We start from the raw sequence: 16,865 nt of genomic DNA, 5'->3' as shown, positions 1-16,865 counted from the left end.
TATAGTATGTACTGAGCGATTCGTGAGTTCCTTACACTGACCACGACTGGATCCGAATCTATCACTTCTGAAGGATTTCGACAGAGTCGTCTGGGTAGGGAACAGCCAAGACGAATTCCTCTGGGTTGCTGGCTCATCAGCGTGTGTTGGCGTTTTGCCGGACGACCCCACGGCAGCAACAGAGACGATGTCACAGGAGTATCGTGAGGTCATCAACGAGTATAATACTGAGACAGCGTTTTACTGGGATTTCGAGAGACAGTATAAAATAACTGAACGATTTAGGAGTGGTGTACTGAGGTCGACATCGGCCGAGGCATCCTTAGAGCCGGAGTATTTGAGGGGGCAGATAAGCTGAACCTCGTTGATCTACACCGGATGTAGTATGTCAATCACACTTTCAGGAACGGTCCTGTTTGATCTGACGGACAAGCATCACTCACACGCGAAACTACTCCTCAGTCACAGGTGATGATCAAGAACACCCTACTCAACGGGCAACTATTGGGTTCCTAGAGCCTGTTGAGACTGAACTGCCTGAATTCGAACAGCCGGGGCTGTGTCCGCAGCAAGGTGTTGAAGCACCTGCCTTGATACCCTACAGTTGAGCTTCCCAAGTGCAAGAGCCGTGGCTTGTCTAACATCAGGGTCTTCGTCTTTAGCTGCGGAGGAGATCGCTTTGGCATATGGAACCGGTGGGTCAGTAGCTGTTCGGCCAATATTTCCAAGCGCAATCACAACTTCTGTCTGTACTACTGAATCAGGATAGTCAACAAGCGAGGCCAACTCTCTTGCGAACGGTTGATATGATGGAGCATAGTCACGAGAGTAACATCGTATTGTTGTCGCTGCGAGTTGGCGCTCAGTGTTGTTTTCACTTCGAAGTGACTGGATCAACAATTCAGCGATTGCCGGTGCGTCTCTGTTACTCTGCTTGAGAACCTTTCCGGGAGTTCCTTCTGAGATTCGACTGATCAGATTGAGGGCATTATACCTGATTTCTGGTTGACTAGCAGAGACGTATTGGAATGCTTCAGCAGCACTTTGAGCACTCTGACTCCCATTTAATGATTTTATTTGCTTGAAGTTCCTGTAATCAAGAGTACCCAAGAATAGCCCCCAGAGTGAGACGATCGTCCCAATTACGAATATGATTATTCCGATGATGATCCCTGGAACAAGTCCAATTGTCCCAAACATTAGAGTTATACCGACAACAATAATAAACAATATAAGTGGATTTCCCAACTTAGACAACCCTCTGGGGGTAGTGACTTCCTTCTTTCTCTGCTGTTTACTACCTGAGCGATAGATGGCCACACCAGGAAACCAAAAGAAGAACGGACCCTGAGAGGAGTTCTGTACCGCCGCATAGATCAGTGCGAACCATTGACGGCGAAAGTGGTCAATAAGTCGACGATGGAACCTCACCTTTGATTCACCAACATGTCTACTAGTCATTCGAGTCACATATTAATTGTGTTGTTTATAATTTATTTAATTTGAGTTTAGTAAAATTCTCTCCTGATGAATGCGATCGGTCAAACTGATAATCAGACTATTCTCATAGTATCGGACCTGAGAGCCCCTCCCGAGTAGTTATCTCTTGCTTCTGGTGAGTAAATTTCGCGACTCAGCGAGGCGCTTGAATTGCTCGAAGACCAGTAGCAAAAACGACGGCGCGTCGGATACATTAATTCGGTATGAGATAGCGACTTATTGAGTTCCTTGTAGAGGACGGTTACCTGTCTGGTACAGGTCTACATGTCGAGATAGGGGCCGCAAGCTCGAAACGTGGCACTACAGCCGATTATCATGAACGTCAAATCTCAGTAGCAGACTTAAATGCTTAGCAAATAGTGACTTGGTATGGCTGGAGTTCAAGCAATCTTTCTTGCTATCTGTTTCCCAGTTCTTGCGATAGGACTCCACGAACTGACCCACCTAGCAGTTGCCCGGATTGCCTGCCCACTTTCAATTGAACAGACCTCATGGGTCCCGTTCCGACTTCGTCTTGATTTTGAGAGACTGCCGGCAAAAGCCACACTCCGGATGATTGTACTTGCCCCTCTATTTGTCGGCGGCGTGGCTGCTGCCATTGCTATTCAAACCGGTATTTTGCAACAGATTAAAATCGCCGATCCGTACTATCTCCATCATCTTATGATAGCGTACTGGTTCCTCTATATCATTCCCAGTCCTGTAGATATTCGACTAGCCATTTGGCCGTCGGTAGAAGACACACAGCGTGTTCAGGTGAATCCACAATGAATGGACCATTAATCAATACATCAGGAATAGACGACAATCGTGCTGTCGCGCCAGTTATTGGGGTCGTTATTCTGTTTGGGTTTCTGATCGTTGCGCTCTCACTGTACCAGGTACAGGTTGTTCCACAGCAGAATGCGGAGACAGAGTTCCAACACTCCGGAGAGGCCCGTAACGATCTTGTTGAGCTCAGAGCGGGTATTCTACAAGCTGGAAGCATCGACCAACCACAGTATCAGACGGTTCAGCTGGGTACTGTCTATTCAACCCGCACGTTCACAATAAATCCACCTTCACCAGCTGGAACCATACGAACGACGGACCCGTATCCAATCACGATCTCGAACAACAGTGGCACACCTGAAGGGACGATAACGATTCCAACGCGATTTATTGAGTATCAGCCAGGGTACAACGAGCTTGATCGCTCTCCGACGTGGTATGACGCATCCGTGCTCTACCTTGATGCCCGTGACGATGGGGGTGGAATCGCGGTGATTGAAGATCAAGCCCTCGTCGATAACGGTGAGGTACAGATTACGGCACTCCAGAACGAGTTTCGACGAAGTGGGACCGGCCAAGTTACGCTCGAACTCCGCCCAGCAGAGGGTGTCACTGGTGACATCCCTGAAGGTGATCTCAGTGTTACTGTTCCGACACGGTTGAGTGATGGAGAGTACTGGAACAAGACTGACATCTCAAGCGAGATATACAGTATCACAGACGACGAAAATGGTGATGGCATATACAACTTAACTCTCAATACAACTAACAACGATCTTACAATAGATACGGTTGGTGTACAGGAAGCACCTAGAGAGCCGACTCAGAATAACAATGCACAGATTGGTAGCGGTGGTGGCAATAGTGATACAGATAACGATGATGGCCCTGTTCTTGGAGACCCAAAAATGGCATTTGATGATGCCAACGATAACAACCAACTAGATAACGGCGAAACCACGTACGAAGAGAGTGAACTATACTCATTCAGTGATGACTCAGTCAATCTCGTTATTCCAGAGTCAGTTGAGACTGTTGAGCGAGGCAACCAGATCAACATCCGAGCCAACGAAATCACCTCAGAAGTTGACTTCACATCGAATAATAACTACGTTCGGCTTGAAGCGACAGATGGTGACATCGTCACAGATGGGTCAGACATAACAGCTAACAACAATATTAACTTAATATCTGTAGGTAGCACCTCAATAGACGGTACAACTATCGAAGCGGTAACAGGCGCTGTTACTGTTAACTCAGGTGATGAAATCACTGCGACTAGCTCATCAATTAGCGCCAATAATAATATTTATTTAGATTCTTCGGCGCAAATATCGCTAGAGAGTGCGACAATTGACGCCAAAACCGGTCAAGCTACTATTGTCTCCGATAATGGAATCGATACGACTAGCGGAGATATCACCGCAAATAATAATATTGTTGTTAGATCTACGTCCACCGGCGACGTTACTCTTGACAGTGCTACCGTGATCTCTGATACAGGTCAGTTCACAGCTGAAACAGATGGTCAACTCACTGCGGTTGATTCGACAATCGAAGCTCCTGGTAATATTCTATTAAGATCTACTGAAAATATTCCCGTCAACAGTTCATCCATTACCGCTGTTTATGGCACGATTACCATTGAGACTGATAATGAAATTGATGCCACTGGTGTAAATATTAGTACAAACTCAACTATCAACCTCATTTCCACAGGCGATATTTTCCTCGACAGTGCAACGGTTAGCACCGACTACGGGAATATAAAAGCCGATTTGGGTGGTGGTTCCTTCACAATACATATCAATGAAACGACCGTAACAGGAGGCCCCATCGATTACCGGCCGAATGGCGTAAGCGAAGATCCGGAACGTGCTATTGCGGAGTAGAGTAGCTACTTGACTTCGCACGTTAGACGAATATCCCGTCGATTTGGTACATTAGCTCGTCGACCTTGCGGTTGGGGCCATTAAGTGCGAAAAAAGTTTTGAACGCTTTCGCGGAAATCGCTTGACATCGTTGCGGAGTGAACTCGCGTGAGCGAGAAGCGTTCTAAGAGCGCTGTGTACAGTAGAACTTGAGAAGACTGTAGGCCAGCATCAGCAGGTGCCAGTGCTGACTGGAACCTGCGGCGTGCCGTAACTCGCAGTCTACAAAACCAAGGTCCTGCTTGGTGCCTCTGAAGAACGTCTCCACGCGCCATCTCATCGCGTACAACTCGATGAGATGGCTCGCTGGTGCGTCGATCTTGTTCGAGACGAAAGACCTACGTCTTTCGTTGCTCCCAAGTATGTGCCGTCTTATATTTATGACATACACATGCTGGAATTGACAACAACCGCTGGGAACCAACTGTCAGATAGCGTTGCCATCATAAAACAAAAATCTGTAACAAAAACCAAGTTGTTCTCGCAAAGCCGTGTAAGCCCGCACTAGTATAAATAAAATAGACCTACACGAGAACACGACAAAGGTTGAGCCGTGTGAGTTACAACACACACCCGGGTATCGATAACTGGCCGAGACGCCTGAGAGTAGTTCGACCAGTCGGCAGAGTACGCGGGCAGCGGGCGGCTCTACGCAGTACTGTTCAACACGGACGAGGATGTAATAAGCTTGGGTGTGAACGGTGACCTTGAGGTACAAACCGATGTTGAGCAGGTGGTTGCGTCGCGAAACCAGTTCGTGAAGATTGGGGCAGCGCTGGAGGGCGGTGATCGCGATAAGTGGGAACGGTGAGGGAAGGACTGCTCGCGCCCCCAATCGCTCACGAGCATCTGTTCAGAGCGACGGAATGGGCATAATGGTGGTGCGGCCCGTCATGGACTGAAACGAAGGAATCCTCGAATTTCTGCGAGTGTGACAACGGTCAAGACGAGTTGGAGAATCTCCTAGTAGAATCCCAAATTGGGTCTGAGTTAAGTATCTCTTTTAGCCATCTAAAGGTTCATTTCGCTGAAATCAGAACTTAGAGTTGGGTATGACCTTTGGTCCCTCTCCACCGTCAACACGCTCTAACGGCACAGATTCCCGCATCGCTTCGCAGGTATCGTTGCTTCGTTCATTCGTTACATTCGGTCTGGCCGCCCTCCTCTTGCTATCCGCAGTGGGGATTCCTGTAGCCGCACAGTCCGGTGGCGATACGTTCGGACTGACAACAGAGAACGTCACCTCCACAGAGAACCAGACCATCCGAGGGACATCAACTCTAGAAACGGGCACGGAACTCCAAATCCGTGTTCAGTCGTCTGGAGAGACGGAGCCACAGTTCCTACAAAGCGACTCAGCCACAGTCGGTCCTACCGGTAAATGGAACGCCACATTTGATTTCAGCGCGATTGAGACGCACGATACAGTGGAGGTTAGCGTAGTCGCTAGTGAGAACCAGTCAGCTGAGTTTGAGACACCAGTCCGTAATGATCAGGCGTCATCATCTAATTCCAGCGAATCGGCCCCCGGATTTGGAGTCGTTGTTGCCGTGGCCGCACTCGCTGGAGGAGCCTTCCTGCTCCGAAGCCGTCGCTGATCAGCAACTTCTGCTTTTATATGTAGATCAGTCCCAGAAGCTACCAGAGACTGTGTGAGAATGCTGCGTACCGGGTGTACTTGCTCCTCATAATTGTAGGGATTTTGCTGGAAGGTCAGAGCCTGATAGGAGCGATTCGCGAAAGCCTCAGTGTTCGAGACGTAACCGCTAGACCGCTGTTTCTCCGACGTGTCGATTCTTGTACGCTGGTTGCGAATGTGAGAGCATGAGAGACGATCGTACCTTCACCTGTACGGATTGCGGGGATTCGCGTACACCGCAGACCCTGTTGTTGTCAGAAAACTACGGAAATTGTTCTCAGCTGAAAGATTAGAGGATTACGTCGTGTCGTAGAAACATCCTCAAGCGAAAGTAGACGTGTTAATCGAGGGTGAGATATCCACCAGATTGGATTGGGGTTCGTACTGGTGTGTTACCTCTCAGTAGCCACCGATATGATCAACCCTTAGCTTCGGTGTCTGTCGATTAATCAAACTAGGGTTGACGAAGATGATCAACTGGACGTGTAATTGAATAAGGAGTAAAGGCACCGACAAATGTGTGCCTGCTCGAAGGCCTGGCGCTGAGTCTTACTCAGCGTCAAGCGGTGTTACATTTCACGAGTACGACTCTTCGATCACCGTAATGCCGTTAGCGTTGACGACGTTAACTGTGTCTTCACCGTTGTTCCAGATCGGAGTTCCTGATTGGCCCCAGTACAGTTCCGTATCTGTAGCGTCTCCAATCCCGGAAAACAACGTGACTTGATCGCCTGGCTGGAGCGTGAACTCATCCGGGAACTGGTACTGCTTTGACGTGTCGTCTGACACGGTGTAGCCAGTGAGATCTAACGCGCTGTCACCGACATTCTCGAAGACAACGTTCTCCTGTGGATTCTCTAGTTCTTCGCCTTCTACATCTGCATTGATCTCAACGAGTTCCAGTTGCCCACCAGACGAGCTATCGTCAAAAGTGAACGGCGTGAACAATTCGCTGAAATTATCAGTGTCGAAGTTCGTTGTCGTCGGAATTACAGCATCTCCGTTGAGATTATTCTGTCCGTCAGTCACTGCCGTGTCAGTGAATCCGACATCGGTTCCAAGCTCACTCGCTACCGGGGCTAAGTTGTCGAGTGCGCCGGTGTCGGCCGCACTGCCAAGAAGAACCACTGCCCCGCCTGCAGCAGCGAAGTCGGCCACTGTAGTTACCTCTGCCGAGCTCAACGCTTGGGTCGGCGTCGAGAGGATTAATGCACGAGCCGCTGGAGTTCCATCCGCGTCAAGCAGGTCTGGTCCTGGGTCACTCGTCAAATCAACGACGCCTTCGAGATCGATAAACGCCTCATCGCCAGGCGCCTGTCCTTCAAGATACCGCATATAAAAGGCGGTATCCTCGGCGGAGACGGCAAAATCAGCTGCAAACTGACCGTGCCCACCGTCGACAATCACCGGGCCGGTCGCGTCGCCCACGTAATCGATCACGTTTGTCAGGAACGGGAAAACGCCATACTCTTCGATCCCAGGCCCCCCCTCATCAGCCTCGACGGACTCTTCGATCAGCGGGCCGCCGATGGCGGCGACGTTTGCGTCGGGGTCGAGTGCGACCAGCGATTCGCCGTTCTCTGACGCAACTGGTTCTTCAGGTCCGGATACGGCGACCGGCTCTGGGAAAAACAACTCATCGATCGGATCGTCACGCCGCTCTGACGTAGCCGCCTGATCGGAGATTTCCCAAATGCCGTCGCCGTTCGCACGGGCGTCCTGTTCGAGATCCCAATACTCGTCGTGCTGGCGCAGTCCGGAGTCATAGACCCGCGCTTCACCGGCTTCGATCACCTGTTCGTTGTACACGTTTCCATTAGAGAGTTCAAGAAAGCCGAGGAGGCGCCCAAAGTTGCCGCGCAAACCTTCACCCTCGTCAAACGACAGCGTCACCGTCTCGTCAGCAAGCTGATCGACTGCGTAGCTTGTCGCATCATCACCTTCGTCCTTTAGATCTGGACCGTCATCGATCCCCTCGTACTCTTCGAGGCGTTCGTCTGTCTCACCCGTCTCAGGGGTATCAATCCCGACGATACGCACCGTCTCAGTGGTGCCGTTCTCGAAGATGACGTCAACGGTGTCACCGTCGGCGACATCAGTAACGTCGACATCATACGTTTCTGTCGGATCTAACTCGATGCCAAGCCCATCACGGTCCGCGAACAATTCGGGGAATCCCGTAATGTTGAAATTCGTAGTTGTCGGGACAAACGGAACACCGGTGTTGTTCTGATCGTCGAGAATCTGATCGTCATTAAACCGGAAGCCAACTCCCAACTCCGAGGCAACATCGTTTAGATTGCTGGTCTCGTCGAGGTTGCTGAAATCCGACTGATCGTGAAGGAACACGGTACCCCCTTCATCAACGAAGCCCGACAGTGTATCGAGTTCACTATCTGTGAATCCGTTAGACGGTGAGGTGATGACCACCGCATCAGCCCCAGAAAGATCGGCCTCAATATTGCTGGTCACTTCGTAGGTGTAGCCGTTGGTTTCAGCGTAGCCGCTGAATGCTTGGAAGTCATCGCTACCGTTCGGTGTGAGAGTGTAAAACTGGCCGTGACCCTCGTCGTGGAGTACGGTCCCGGTCCCACCGATCAGCTGATCATAGAGGTTTATCAAGAACTCCTCGTTGCCGAAAGTGGAGAAGTCAGTGTCGGTCGCTACGAACGGCCCGGTTACGCCGACAACACCACCGTCGACGGCGACGACAGGAATGTCGACATCGTCGGGGTATGACACCGCGTCGTTGTCCCCGTCCTCATCGCTGTTGACTGCTGTTGGTTCAGCTTGAAGCGGAATGATGGATTCATCGGTAAGCGGCTCCTGATTCTCGTCAAGGAGGCTACTGACGGAATCGAGCAGTATTGATGGGATCGTTTCTGCGGGTGGGTCCGGCTCTTCGCCCGGTTCTTCGCCCGGATTCTCTGCGTCGGGATCCTCGTCTGCCGCCTCAACCGTCAGCGTGGGGGCGTACTCGTCACTTTCGAGTCCTGTTGTATCGATGTACAGGCCGACTAAAACTGACTCGCCAGCGCCGAGTTCGACGGCATTTGTATCCGAAAGCGACGTTTCGGAGTCATCTGTGTAGATAAACAGCTGGTCGTCGTCGAACGCTGCGCTGCCGACGGTCGTCCAGACGAACGTTGGATCTTGGCCATTGTTTGTGATTTCAACGATGCCGTCGAAGCTGTACTCCGTATCGACACCGACGCCAACGCCGTCGTCACCGCTGATGTTGATTACTAACGCATCACCAGAATCGTCGATGTACTGCCCGTTTTCTTCGCCTGGAATAAGCGCCAGAAACGAGTTCGCGTCGTCGGCAACAGTGATGTTTACCTGTCGGTCTGCCGATGCTGTTGAGAAGGCGCCGGAGCCGATTGCTGCGCCGGTGCCGGTCGCTGCGCCAAGGCCGAGCAAAATCGTGCGTCGTCTCATTGGTAGTCGTGGACTACCGGGTACTGCCGTCAGGTGTGCCTGTGGCTCTTAAGACCGACACTATGAGAACAGCACTGAGTGCCGACTGCCACTCCCACATGGCCGACTGCCTCCCGCTCATCCACGCTAACGTCGTTATATTTTATTGATATTAAGCATTGGTATCATCATCTACATTGAGTACAATTAACACAATAGCGATACGGAACAGATACAAACGATCCCACCTCGAGACAATCGTTTCGGCGGTTTCTCTCCCCCAATCGTTTTCATTAGTCGTTCAGTAGGGACTGTGTAGCTCGATTCTCGCTCTTATGTAGAACTACGGAAAGTTCCTATAACAAGGCAGTCGATGGTCATATCGACGGATACGCCTGTGAGATTCAGCGATCTAATGATCCCGAATGTATGAGCGGCCTGTTCCAAGCAAGACTTCCAGAACACATATTTTCGTAGCTTCCGACAGAGAGAGTAATGTCCGCGCTTCAGTCTGCCCTGCTCAATTGGAATCCGAGTCGGATCATAACTGCCGTCATAGCTGGCACTGCGGTCTTTCTTGCGTCCCAGGTTACTGATGGAGTCCTCTTGGAGTTTGGTGTGGCAGTTGTCTTAGCAATGGTACTCCATATTCCATGGTGGTTGTACAATCGTCATACCACCCAGTCTGTAGATGGGTGACAGTCTCATGCGCTCTATTCAGCAGCAACTTTGCTAACTACTAGAACTCTATCATCAGCGGTGTAGTTGATTACCGGCGTCTAACACATCCAGAGACGGCTGTGTTGAAATCCGTAGTCGCTGATAGTCCGTTGAGGTTGTGCTGAATACAGAGCGGTTATCTCGTACGCTGCGCTCAGAAGTTGAGGTCGCACTTCTCAGTCATGGGTCGGGCATTGTCTAAACACTCACACGAACTCTCCCTGTTCAGCTGTCTCGAACTCAAACCGTGCTCCACCATCGGTTCCATCGGTTACAGACAGCTCCCAGCCGTGGGCTTCCACGATTCGTTTTACGATAGTCAACCCGAAACCAGTGCCACCCTGTGCCGACGAGTGTCCCGGTTCAAACACCTCATCACGCTTTTCGACTGGAATTCCTGGTCCATTGTCTTCGACGTAGATCCCAAATTCGTTGTGACAGCCGACACGAACGGTCACGTCAGATCCAACGTGTTCAACAGCGTTTCGGAACAGGTTCTCGAACACGTGGCGTAACCGGTCAGGGTCAGCTTGAAATGTCATCTCGTCGACGACCTCGATGGTTGCCTCGCCTGTGTCTACTGTCGCCCAGCATTTCCCGACGAGGTTTGTCAAACTGACCGACTCTGTTTCGCTTATCGTATTGCCTTGGCGAGCAAGCGTCAACGTATCCTCGACGATCGCCTCCATCCGGTCAAGCGCCTGTAGTAGTGGATCAAGATGCTCGCTTTCTCCCTGCCCAGCAAGGAGTGCAGCGCGACCCTGTGCGACGTTGAGCGGACTGCGCAAATCGTGGGAAATAACACTCGCAAACTCTCCAAGCCGCTCGTTCTGCTGACGTAGTTGTCGCTCACGTTCGACGCGTTCAGTCACGTTCCGAGTGACCCCAACGAGGCGAGTTATCTCACCATCGGAGACTACCGGCGCAAGTTTTGTCTGCCAGAAGCGTGCTCCTTCGCTGACCAGAAGTTCTTCCTGATACGAGATCGGTTCGCCAGTCTTGACACAGCGGTGATAGTTCGCCGCTAACTCAGCGCCCTGTTCTTCACCGAACACGGCTTGTGGTGTCTGGCCCTGTACCTCCTGGGTAGTAATCCCAGTCTGGCGCTCGTAGGAGGGACTGAGGCGCTCAAACTCGAATCGGAAACCATCTCCATTTTCCTCAACATTCATCAGAAAGATGGCGTCCTCCACGCTGTTCAAAACGGCTTCGTACTCTTCGGCAAGCTCTCGCGCTTCGCCTTCGTACTCTTTTCGCTCAGTGATGTCTCGACTGCTAAGCAGAATCCCATCGATAATATCGTCGTCAACTCGATTCCGCATTGTGGCCTCAATCCAGCGCCACGAGCCGTCGGCGTGGCGGAATCGGAGTTCAACAGTCTTGGATCCGGAAGGGTTTGAGAGAACGTCTTCAAGCGCGTCGGCGTTTCGCTCCCGGTCCTCGGGATGGACGAACTCGAATCCCTCGTGGCCAACCAATTCGTCAGGGTCGTAGCCGAGAATTCGTGTGATGGCTGGACTAACGTAGGTTATCGTCCCGTCGGTATCAACGACTGTCGCGAGATCATTTACTTCCTTAACGAGCGTCTGATACCACTCAGGCTTGTGGTTATCATTCTCTGGGTGGGTTGTATTGTCATCCATCGATTACAATGGGTCCAGTACACGTATAAGTATATTAAAATCGTGCGCCATCTCCGGCGGAAGCACCACTCCATGTTGTATATATAGGGGTGGTGGCCAAGATCTTGCTGAGTATACCCTCTGTACCTCGCACGCAGATCCTATCGACTGTTAAAGACTTCAACAGGGAACTAGAGACAAAGAATCACATAGTCAATCAGAGTAGGATTTATGATCATGCTCCCAGACGATCTCCCAGTTGATCGCCAGAAACTGCTGACATAGGAAACAGAATGTTGGCAGTGTGGCGAGCAAACGCCTGTAGTCTGGCCACGAGAAGACCATCTTGATACGCCTCTCGGAGATATATTAGCGAATTACGAAACNGGCAGTGTGGCGAGCAAACGCCTGTAGTCTGGCCACGAGAAGACCATCTTGATACGCCTCTCGGAGATATATTAGCGAATTACGAAACCCCTGTTGAACGGGTCTACAGCAATACTCTCGGCAAGAACGTCTGGGGGAATGCCTGCCAGCACTGTGATTCTTACCAAGGAAACCATTTCATCCAGCAAGAGGCCGAGATTGACCCTCCACTAGTAGACTGTCCACATTGTGGGGATGAACACGAATGGAGCCCCGACCAAGGGATGGGTGGGGCATTCGGACAGGGATGGGTCTCATGTCCAGAATATGGTGAAATACCGGTTGGTGACCCACGGGGAGAGCGATGAACACCTTAGCTCCATATAGAACCAGATCAGTAGTATTTCAAAACTCGNTATGGTGAAATACCGGTTGGTGACCCACGGGGAGAGCGATGAACACCTTAGCTCCATATAGAACCAGATCAGTAGTATTTCAAAACTCGAATGAGTAAATTGCGACATGTACGATCTCACTGGGTTTCAGCGCGATCTGCTGTACGTAGTTGCCGGACTTGATGATCCCCACGGACTCGCGATCAAAGACGAGCTCGAGAACTACTACGAAAAAGAGATTCATCATGGTCGGCTCTATCCCAACCTCGACACGCTCGTTGAGAAGGGACTCATCGAAAAGAGTCAGCGGGACCGGCGGACCAACGAGTACAGCACTACTCGCCGGGGCATCAGAGAGATCGAAGCTCGGACTGAATGGGAAGCCGGGTANCCAACGAGTACAGCACTACTCGCCGGGGCATCAGAGAGATCGAAGCTCGGACTGAATGGGAAGCCGGGTATATTGACCACGACGGGTGATCGAACCGCTGCGTTCGAGGACCGTTTGAGTCTAGTATTTCACGCCCCTCAGAAGGTAAACCATACTTTGAACTCGGCCAAACACCCGACAGAGGAGTGACAACTGTTTGTCAATGAGAAGAAAATTTGATTATGATTGAGATCTAATTATGAACTATGAGTAAGACAGAACAGTCAAATGATTCTGAAAAAGAGATTGTCGCCGTCACTAAGCACGGCCAGGCGACAATCCCAAAACGCTTCCGCGAGAAGCTCGGGATCGAAGCGCCTGGGAAGGTATTGTTCCGGGAAACCGAAGATGGAGAGGTGATCGTCGAACAGGTCCGCTCACCAAGCGAGATGCGCGGCTTTGCCGCCCGTAGCGAAGCGAGTACGGACAAGCCTGCGTCCGAGATTCTCAAAGAGAAACGCGACCAGGACCGGAAAGAACGTGACTCGCAGTTCTCAACTGTAGAGTAATGTCGGTTCTTGATCGCGTTGTCTTCGACGCCGAGCCACTGGTAGCACACGCCGACGATGAATCAGGTAGCGAGGTTGTAGAAGAGTATCTCGATGCGGTCGCAGTCGAGGACACCGTCGGCTACGCCAGCTGCGTGAATCTCGCTGAGATCCGGTACACAATCGCCCGGAAGTACAACCGTGANGCGGTCGCAGTCGAGGACACCGTCGGCTACGCCAGCTGCGTGAATCTCGCTGAGATCCGGTACACAATCGCCCGGAAGTACAACCGTGACACAGCCGACGAGTATCTCGACTGGCTGACCGATCTTGGTGTCAAAACGGTAGATGTCGGTGATACTTGGACGGACGCCTCGGAGTATACGCTCAGGTATAATCCTGCGCTTGGCGACTCGTTCGCACTGGCAACGGCTGAACATGTCGACGCGACGCTCTTAGTTGGCGGTGACGACGATTATGACGACGTCTCCGATATCCCGATCGAACGGTTCCGTGACGGTTCCGCNCATGTCGACGCGACGCTCTTAGTTGGCGGTGACGACGATTATGACGACGTCTCCGATATCCCGATCGAACGGTTCCGTGACGGTTCCGCATGACATCCTCCTCGCCGTGGATGGCGAGGTTTCCTCACGCTGGGGGTATCGCTTACCGACCCACGGAGGCAACTTGCGGGTTCGTATGCTCCTCGTTGGGAACTGAGCGTGGTGACTCTGACCAATCGCTCTTCTGTAGGAGATTGTTGATACTGCTGAGCTGTGGCTGTCGAGTCGAAGAGGACAAGGACACCGCTGACGCGGTGTCCGACACGGATGATTCCGCTAGATGCATTTGGGTCGGAATCGGTCGCAGCGGACCTGTTACAGCAGTTTCGCTGGCGTGACGGTGTTTCCTGTCCTCGCTGCCGTTCTGACCGAACGGTCAGAAACGGCAGCTACGGGCAATTTCAACGGTATCTCTGTAAGGATTGCGACCGCACGTTCAATGATAAGACCGACACAATCTTCGCTCATCCGAAGATTGCGCTCCGCAAATGGTTGTTCTTGATCTACGCGTTTTTGCGGTTTAACAAGAGTCTTAGACAGTTACACTGCGAAATCGAAGTCACTTACAAAACGATCCACAGGCGTGTCGAGCGCTTTGCCGAAGCGCTCGACGCGCCGTCACTCGATCTCCGTGGTCCGATTGAAATTGACGATTTCTCCGTCTCTGCCGGCCTGAAAGGCCGCGAGCGCGACCGGCGGTCGCGCTCTCGCGGCCTCTCTCGGCGCGGGCGCGGGACATATGAACAAGACAAACCGCCGGTGTTTGTCCTCGTGGATCGCGGCACCGAGCAGCGGTATCTCGTGCCGGCGAAATCCGCAGACGAATCGACGAGCCGGCTCCTGCTGGCTGGCCGCCAGCAGGAGCCTCTCACGTCTATACCGACGGATTTCGCGCGTACGATCCACTTGAGGAAGACGAGAGTTTTAAGCGTGAATACGTCGTTCACGGTGACGGCGAATACGCCGACGACACGATCCACGTGAACTTGTGCGAGAGCCACGCGTCGCTGGCGCGACGGTGGCTCTCGCCGCATCGAGGCATCTCAAAAGATCGCCTCACACAGTATTTCCGAGCGTTCCAACTCAGACGAGAACTCTACCGCAAACCCGGACGAGAAGCACTTAAAGACGCCGTCAAAGCAACTCTCTGAAATGAACAATGTGCTACACAAGAGCGTTCCTCGTAAATCACCCCCCGGCCGTGCCCTCACGGGCACCACTGAAGACGAAGCTCTCGGCCTCTCCTGACGCTTTAGTCTCTCTCACAACGGCGTGAACGGCAGCGACGCAAGCGAGTCTGCGTCGTAGTCGAGAGCCTCCGCCTGCGAGACCCCTTCCGGCGTGATCAGGTCGACGATGCGCGGCGCCTCGTCGGCTGCGCCCTCTCGCGCGCCGCCGAAGCCGAAAGAACTAGTCTCGGCGGCAACCGGTCGCAGGGTTCCCTGGTCTTCCGAGCCGACGATCGGCACCGCTTCCCAGTTCGCGATGTCGCCACCCACCACGGACTTCGGTATCGAGACCACCGCCGTGTTCGACNCCTCTGGCGTCCCGAGGCTCTCCCCGTTGGCGTCGGTGATCCCCTTCCCGAAGCCGCTGGCGTCGATCCGGTACTGCCACGGCTGGTCGAACTCCGCGGTGAGGTTTAGATCCTCCAGCGCGTCCGTCCGCCCGCCGGTTGCGTCGGGATCGCGCAAGTAGACGAGGAAGTAGTGCGGGGAGAAGTCGCCACCGAACGTGTCGTACAGGTTCTCCACCTCGAACGCGAACCGGTACTCCTCCTCGGTCTCCAGCACGCGGAACGAACGCAGGTCGAACGCACCGTCCTGGAACGCACCGTTCGTCGGGTATGTGTATGAACCAGGGCCGTAATCATCACCCTCCGGATCATGGAANCGCAGGTCGAACGCACCGTCCTGGAACGCACCGTTCGTCGGGTATGTGTATGAACCAGGGCCGTAATCATCACCCTCCGGATCATGGAACTCAGCAACGGTGACACTCGGGGAATCAGCGGGTTGGATATACATCGCAGTACCGCCGCTGGCACCCATCGAGATACCAACTGAGTCGGTTGCTGAGGCACGGTAGTTGCTAATATCGACTTCTGTCGGATTACTATCCACGCCAGCCCCGGGGGCGTCAGTATACTCCGTTATTGACCACCCATTGTCTTGCGTGGTGAGGAATTCATCCAATGGTACGGTCAAGTCCCGGGCTGTTCCATTAGTCATCGCCCCGAGGAACCATTCCTCACCGCTGCGTCTGGCGACAACAATATATTCTCCAATAGCGGCGTCCACAACAGTTGTCTCGTCCCAGCTCGTAGGAACCTGTTTAATGAAGTCAAACTCCGGTTCTGTGTCGTAATTTTCGTTTTCAGTGTGCCTGTCCTCGAAGTCTGTGTATGTCGCAGGGAATGGTGGAGCGCTGTTCTGCTCGGTGACCCCGATGGTATTGATGTTCAGGCCACCGACATCATTCGAGCTGAGTTCTATTGCCACTGTATTGTCACCGGCCTCGAGGTCGATCGAAACGGTATGGATATCCCAATCATCCCAGTAGTCCGTGAACGCCGGTGTGAGTTTTCGCTCGGATCCGTTGACCAGCAGTGTGAGTTCTGCGTTACCGTTATTGGTGACTTCGTTTCGGTTCTCTTCCTCGTCACTCGCATACCGAAGGTGGAGATCGTAGGTCCCTGCTTCAGCGACATTCTTAATCGTGAATGTCGCTGTTGCTCCCGAGTCTTCTCGATTGGGATCTATGGGGACGTAATGAGCTCCGTAGGCGTTCCGCCACTGATCAGCGGTGATCAGCCCGTCCAGTTCTCCAGCTTGTGCCTGAATAAACTCGCCAATCTCGAACGTGTTATCGATGTACGCTTCGATGCGGTCGGCAGCCATCTGCAGACCAGCTAAATACACCGGATACATCGCTAATTGTTTTGCTCGAGTTGTCTGGATCTGTCTATTATCCTCGTCAAAACCATCACCATCGTTGAATGTGATGTCAAAGATACC

At 52.3% G+C, this 16,865-nt stretch carries 9 protein-coding genes and 4 pseudogenes; 7 read left to right on the top strand and 6 right to left on the bottom strand.

Annotated features, from left to right (window positions below; genetic code table 11):
- Positions 1-501: 501 nt before the first annotated feature.
- Positions 502-1,461: a HEAT repeat domain-containing protein gene (locus C464_RS18160; RefSeq protein WP_080510523.1), complete on the bottom strand. Its 960-nt coding sequence runs from the start codon at positions 1,459-1,461 to the stop codon at positions 502-504.
- Positions 1,462-1,869: 408 nt separating this feature from the next.
- On the opposite strand from C464_RS18160, the gene C464_RS18845 reads away from it, so the two are divergent.
- Both C464_RS18845 and C464_RS18840 read left to right on the top strand, forming a co-directional pair.
- Positions 1,870-2,271 carry a hypothetical protein gene (locus C464_RS18845; protein ID WP_152421017.1) on the top strand — a complete coding sequence of 134 codons (402 nt, stop codon included), beginning with the start codon at positions 1,870-1,872 and terminating at the stop codon, positions 2,269-2,271.
- Positions 2,268-4,163: an autotransporter outer membrane beta-barrel domain-containing protein gene (locus tag C464_RS18840; RefSeq protein ID WP_152421016.1), complete on the top strand. Its 1,896-nt coding sequence runs from the start codon at positions 2,268-2,270 to the stop codon at positions 4,161-4,163. Before C464_RS18845 ends, C464_RS18840 begins: the two co-directional genes overlap by 4 nt.
- A 163-nt stretch (positions 4,164-4,326) precedes the next feature.
- On the opposite strand, the gene C464_RS20040 is transcribed toward C464_RS18840, so the two are convergent.
- Positions 4,327-4,593, bottom strand: coding sequence for a transposase (locus C464_RS20040; RefSeq protein WP_394296109.1), 267 nt, complete (start codon positions 4,591-4,593; stop codon positions 4,327-4,329).
- Between the two features lie 661 nt (positions 4,594-5,254).
- Here C464_RS20040 and C464_RS20035 point away from each other — a divergent pair.
- Positions 5,255-5,800: a BGTF surface domain-containing protein gene (locus tag C464_RS20035; RefSeq protein WP_080510521.1), complete on the top strand. Its 546-nt coding sequence runs from the start codon at positions 5,255-5,257 to the stop codon at positions 5,798-5,800.
- A gap of 617 nt (positions 5,801-6,417) precedes the next feature.
- On the opposite strand, the gene C464_RS17005 is transcribed toward C464_RS20035, so the two are convergent.
- The 3 genes and pseudogenes from C464_RS17005 to C464_RS17000 form a co-directional block, all read right to left on the bottom strand.
- Positions 6,418-9,282 (bottom strand): lamin tail domain-containing protein, encoded by a 2,865-nt coding sequence (locus C464_RS17005; protein ID WP_006115047.1) that lies wholly within the window; start codon positions 9,280-9,282, stop codon positions 6,418-6,420.
- Between the two features lie 312 nt (positions 9,283-9,594).
- A pseudogene (locus tag C464_RS20030) lies at positions 9,595-9,717 on the bottom strand (IS1595 family transposase); the annotation flags it as partial.
- A gap of 470 nt (positions 9,718-10,187) precedes the next feature.
- A complete protein-coding gene (locus tag C464_RS17000) occupies positions 10,188-11,624 on the bottom strand; it encodes a PAS domain S-box protein (RefSeq protein ID WP_006115046.1) in 1,437 nt (478 codons plus the stop codon).
- 867 nt (positions 11,625-12,491) lie between these two features.
- On the opposite strand from C464_RS17000, the pseudogene C464_RS18135 reads away from it, so the two are divergent.
- From C464_RS18135 to C464_RS16985, 4 genes and pseudogenes are all read left to right on the top strand, one after another.
- Positions 12,492-12,749: pseudogene (locus tag C464_RS18135) on the top strand (helix-turn-helix transcriptional regulator); the annotation flags it as partial.
- A 251-nt stretch (positions 12,750-13,000) separates the two neighbouring features.
- Entirely contained in the window at positions 13,001-13,303 is a 303-nt protein-coding gene (locus C464_RS16995; RefSeq protein WP_006115044.1) for an AbrB/MazE/SpoVT family DNA-binding domain-containing protein, read from the top strand.
- Positions 13,303-13,808 (top strand): annotated as a pseudogene (locus C464_RS19805) (PIN domain-containing protein); the annotation flags it as partial. The gene C464_RS16995 and the pseudogene C464_RS19805, both read left to right, overlap by 1 nt.
- 307 nt (positions 13,809-14,115) lie before the next feature.
- Positions 14,116-14,999 (top strand): annotated as a pseudogene (locus C464_RS16985) (IS1595 family transposase).
- 111 nt (positions 15,000-15,110) lie between these two features.
- Here the strand turns inward: C464_RS16985 and C464_RS16980 are convergent.
- Positions 15,111-16,853 carry a glucodextranase DOMON-like domain-containing protein gene (locus tag C464_RS16980; RefSeq protein ID WP_449404385.1) on the bottom strand — a complete coding sequence of 581 codons (1,743 nt, stop codon included), beginning with the start codon at positions 16,851-16,853 and terminating at the stop codon, positions 15,111-15,113.
- Positions 16,854-16,865 lie beyond the last annotated feature (12 nt).

Origin of the sequence: Halorubrum coriense DSM 10284 (genome assembly GCF_000337035.1) — an archaeon.
Classification (GTDB): domain Archaea; phylum Halobacteriota; class Halobacteria; order Halobacteriales; family Haloferacaceae; genus Halorubrum; species Halorubrum coriense.
Note: the sequence above shows the minus strand (reverse complement) of the source record. Positions and strands in the feature narration are given on the sequence as shown.

What these genes read in the sequence shown, in the direction of transcription:
- C464_RS18160 (WP_080510523.1), bottom strand. Translation starts at nt 1,461, where the DNA reads ATGACTAGTAGACATGTTGGTGAATCAAAGGTGAGGTTCCATCGTCGA.
- C464_RS18845 (WP_152421017.1), top strand. Translation starts at nt 1,870, where the DNA reads ATGGCTGGAGTTCAAGCAATCTTTCTTGCTATCTGTTTCCCAGTTCTT.
- C464_RS18840 (WP_152421016.1), top strand. Translation starts at nt 2,268, where the DNA reads ATGAATGGACCATTAATCAATACATCAGGAATAGACGACAATCGTGCT.
- C464_RS20035 (WP_080510521.1), top strand. Translation starts at nt 5,255, where the DNA reads ATGACCTTTGGTCCCTCTCCACCGTCAACACGCTCTAACGGCACAGAT.
- C464_RS17005 (WP_006115047.1), bottom strand. Translation starts at nt 9,282, where the DNA reads ATGAGACGACGCACGATTTTGCTCGGCCTTGGCGCAGCGACCGGCACC.
- C464_RS17000 (WP_006115046.1), bottom strand. Translation starts at nt 11,624, where the DNA reads ATGGATGACAATACAACCCACCCAGAGAATGATAACCACAAGCCTGAG.
- C464_RS16995 (WP_006115044.1), top strand. Translation starts at nt 13,001, where the DNA reads ATGAGTAAGACAGAACAGTCAAATGATTCTGAAAAAGAGATTGTCGCC.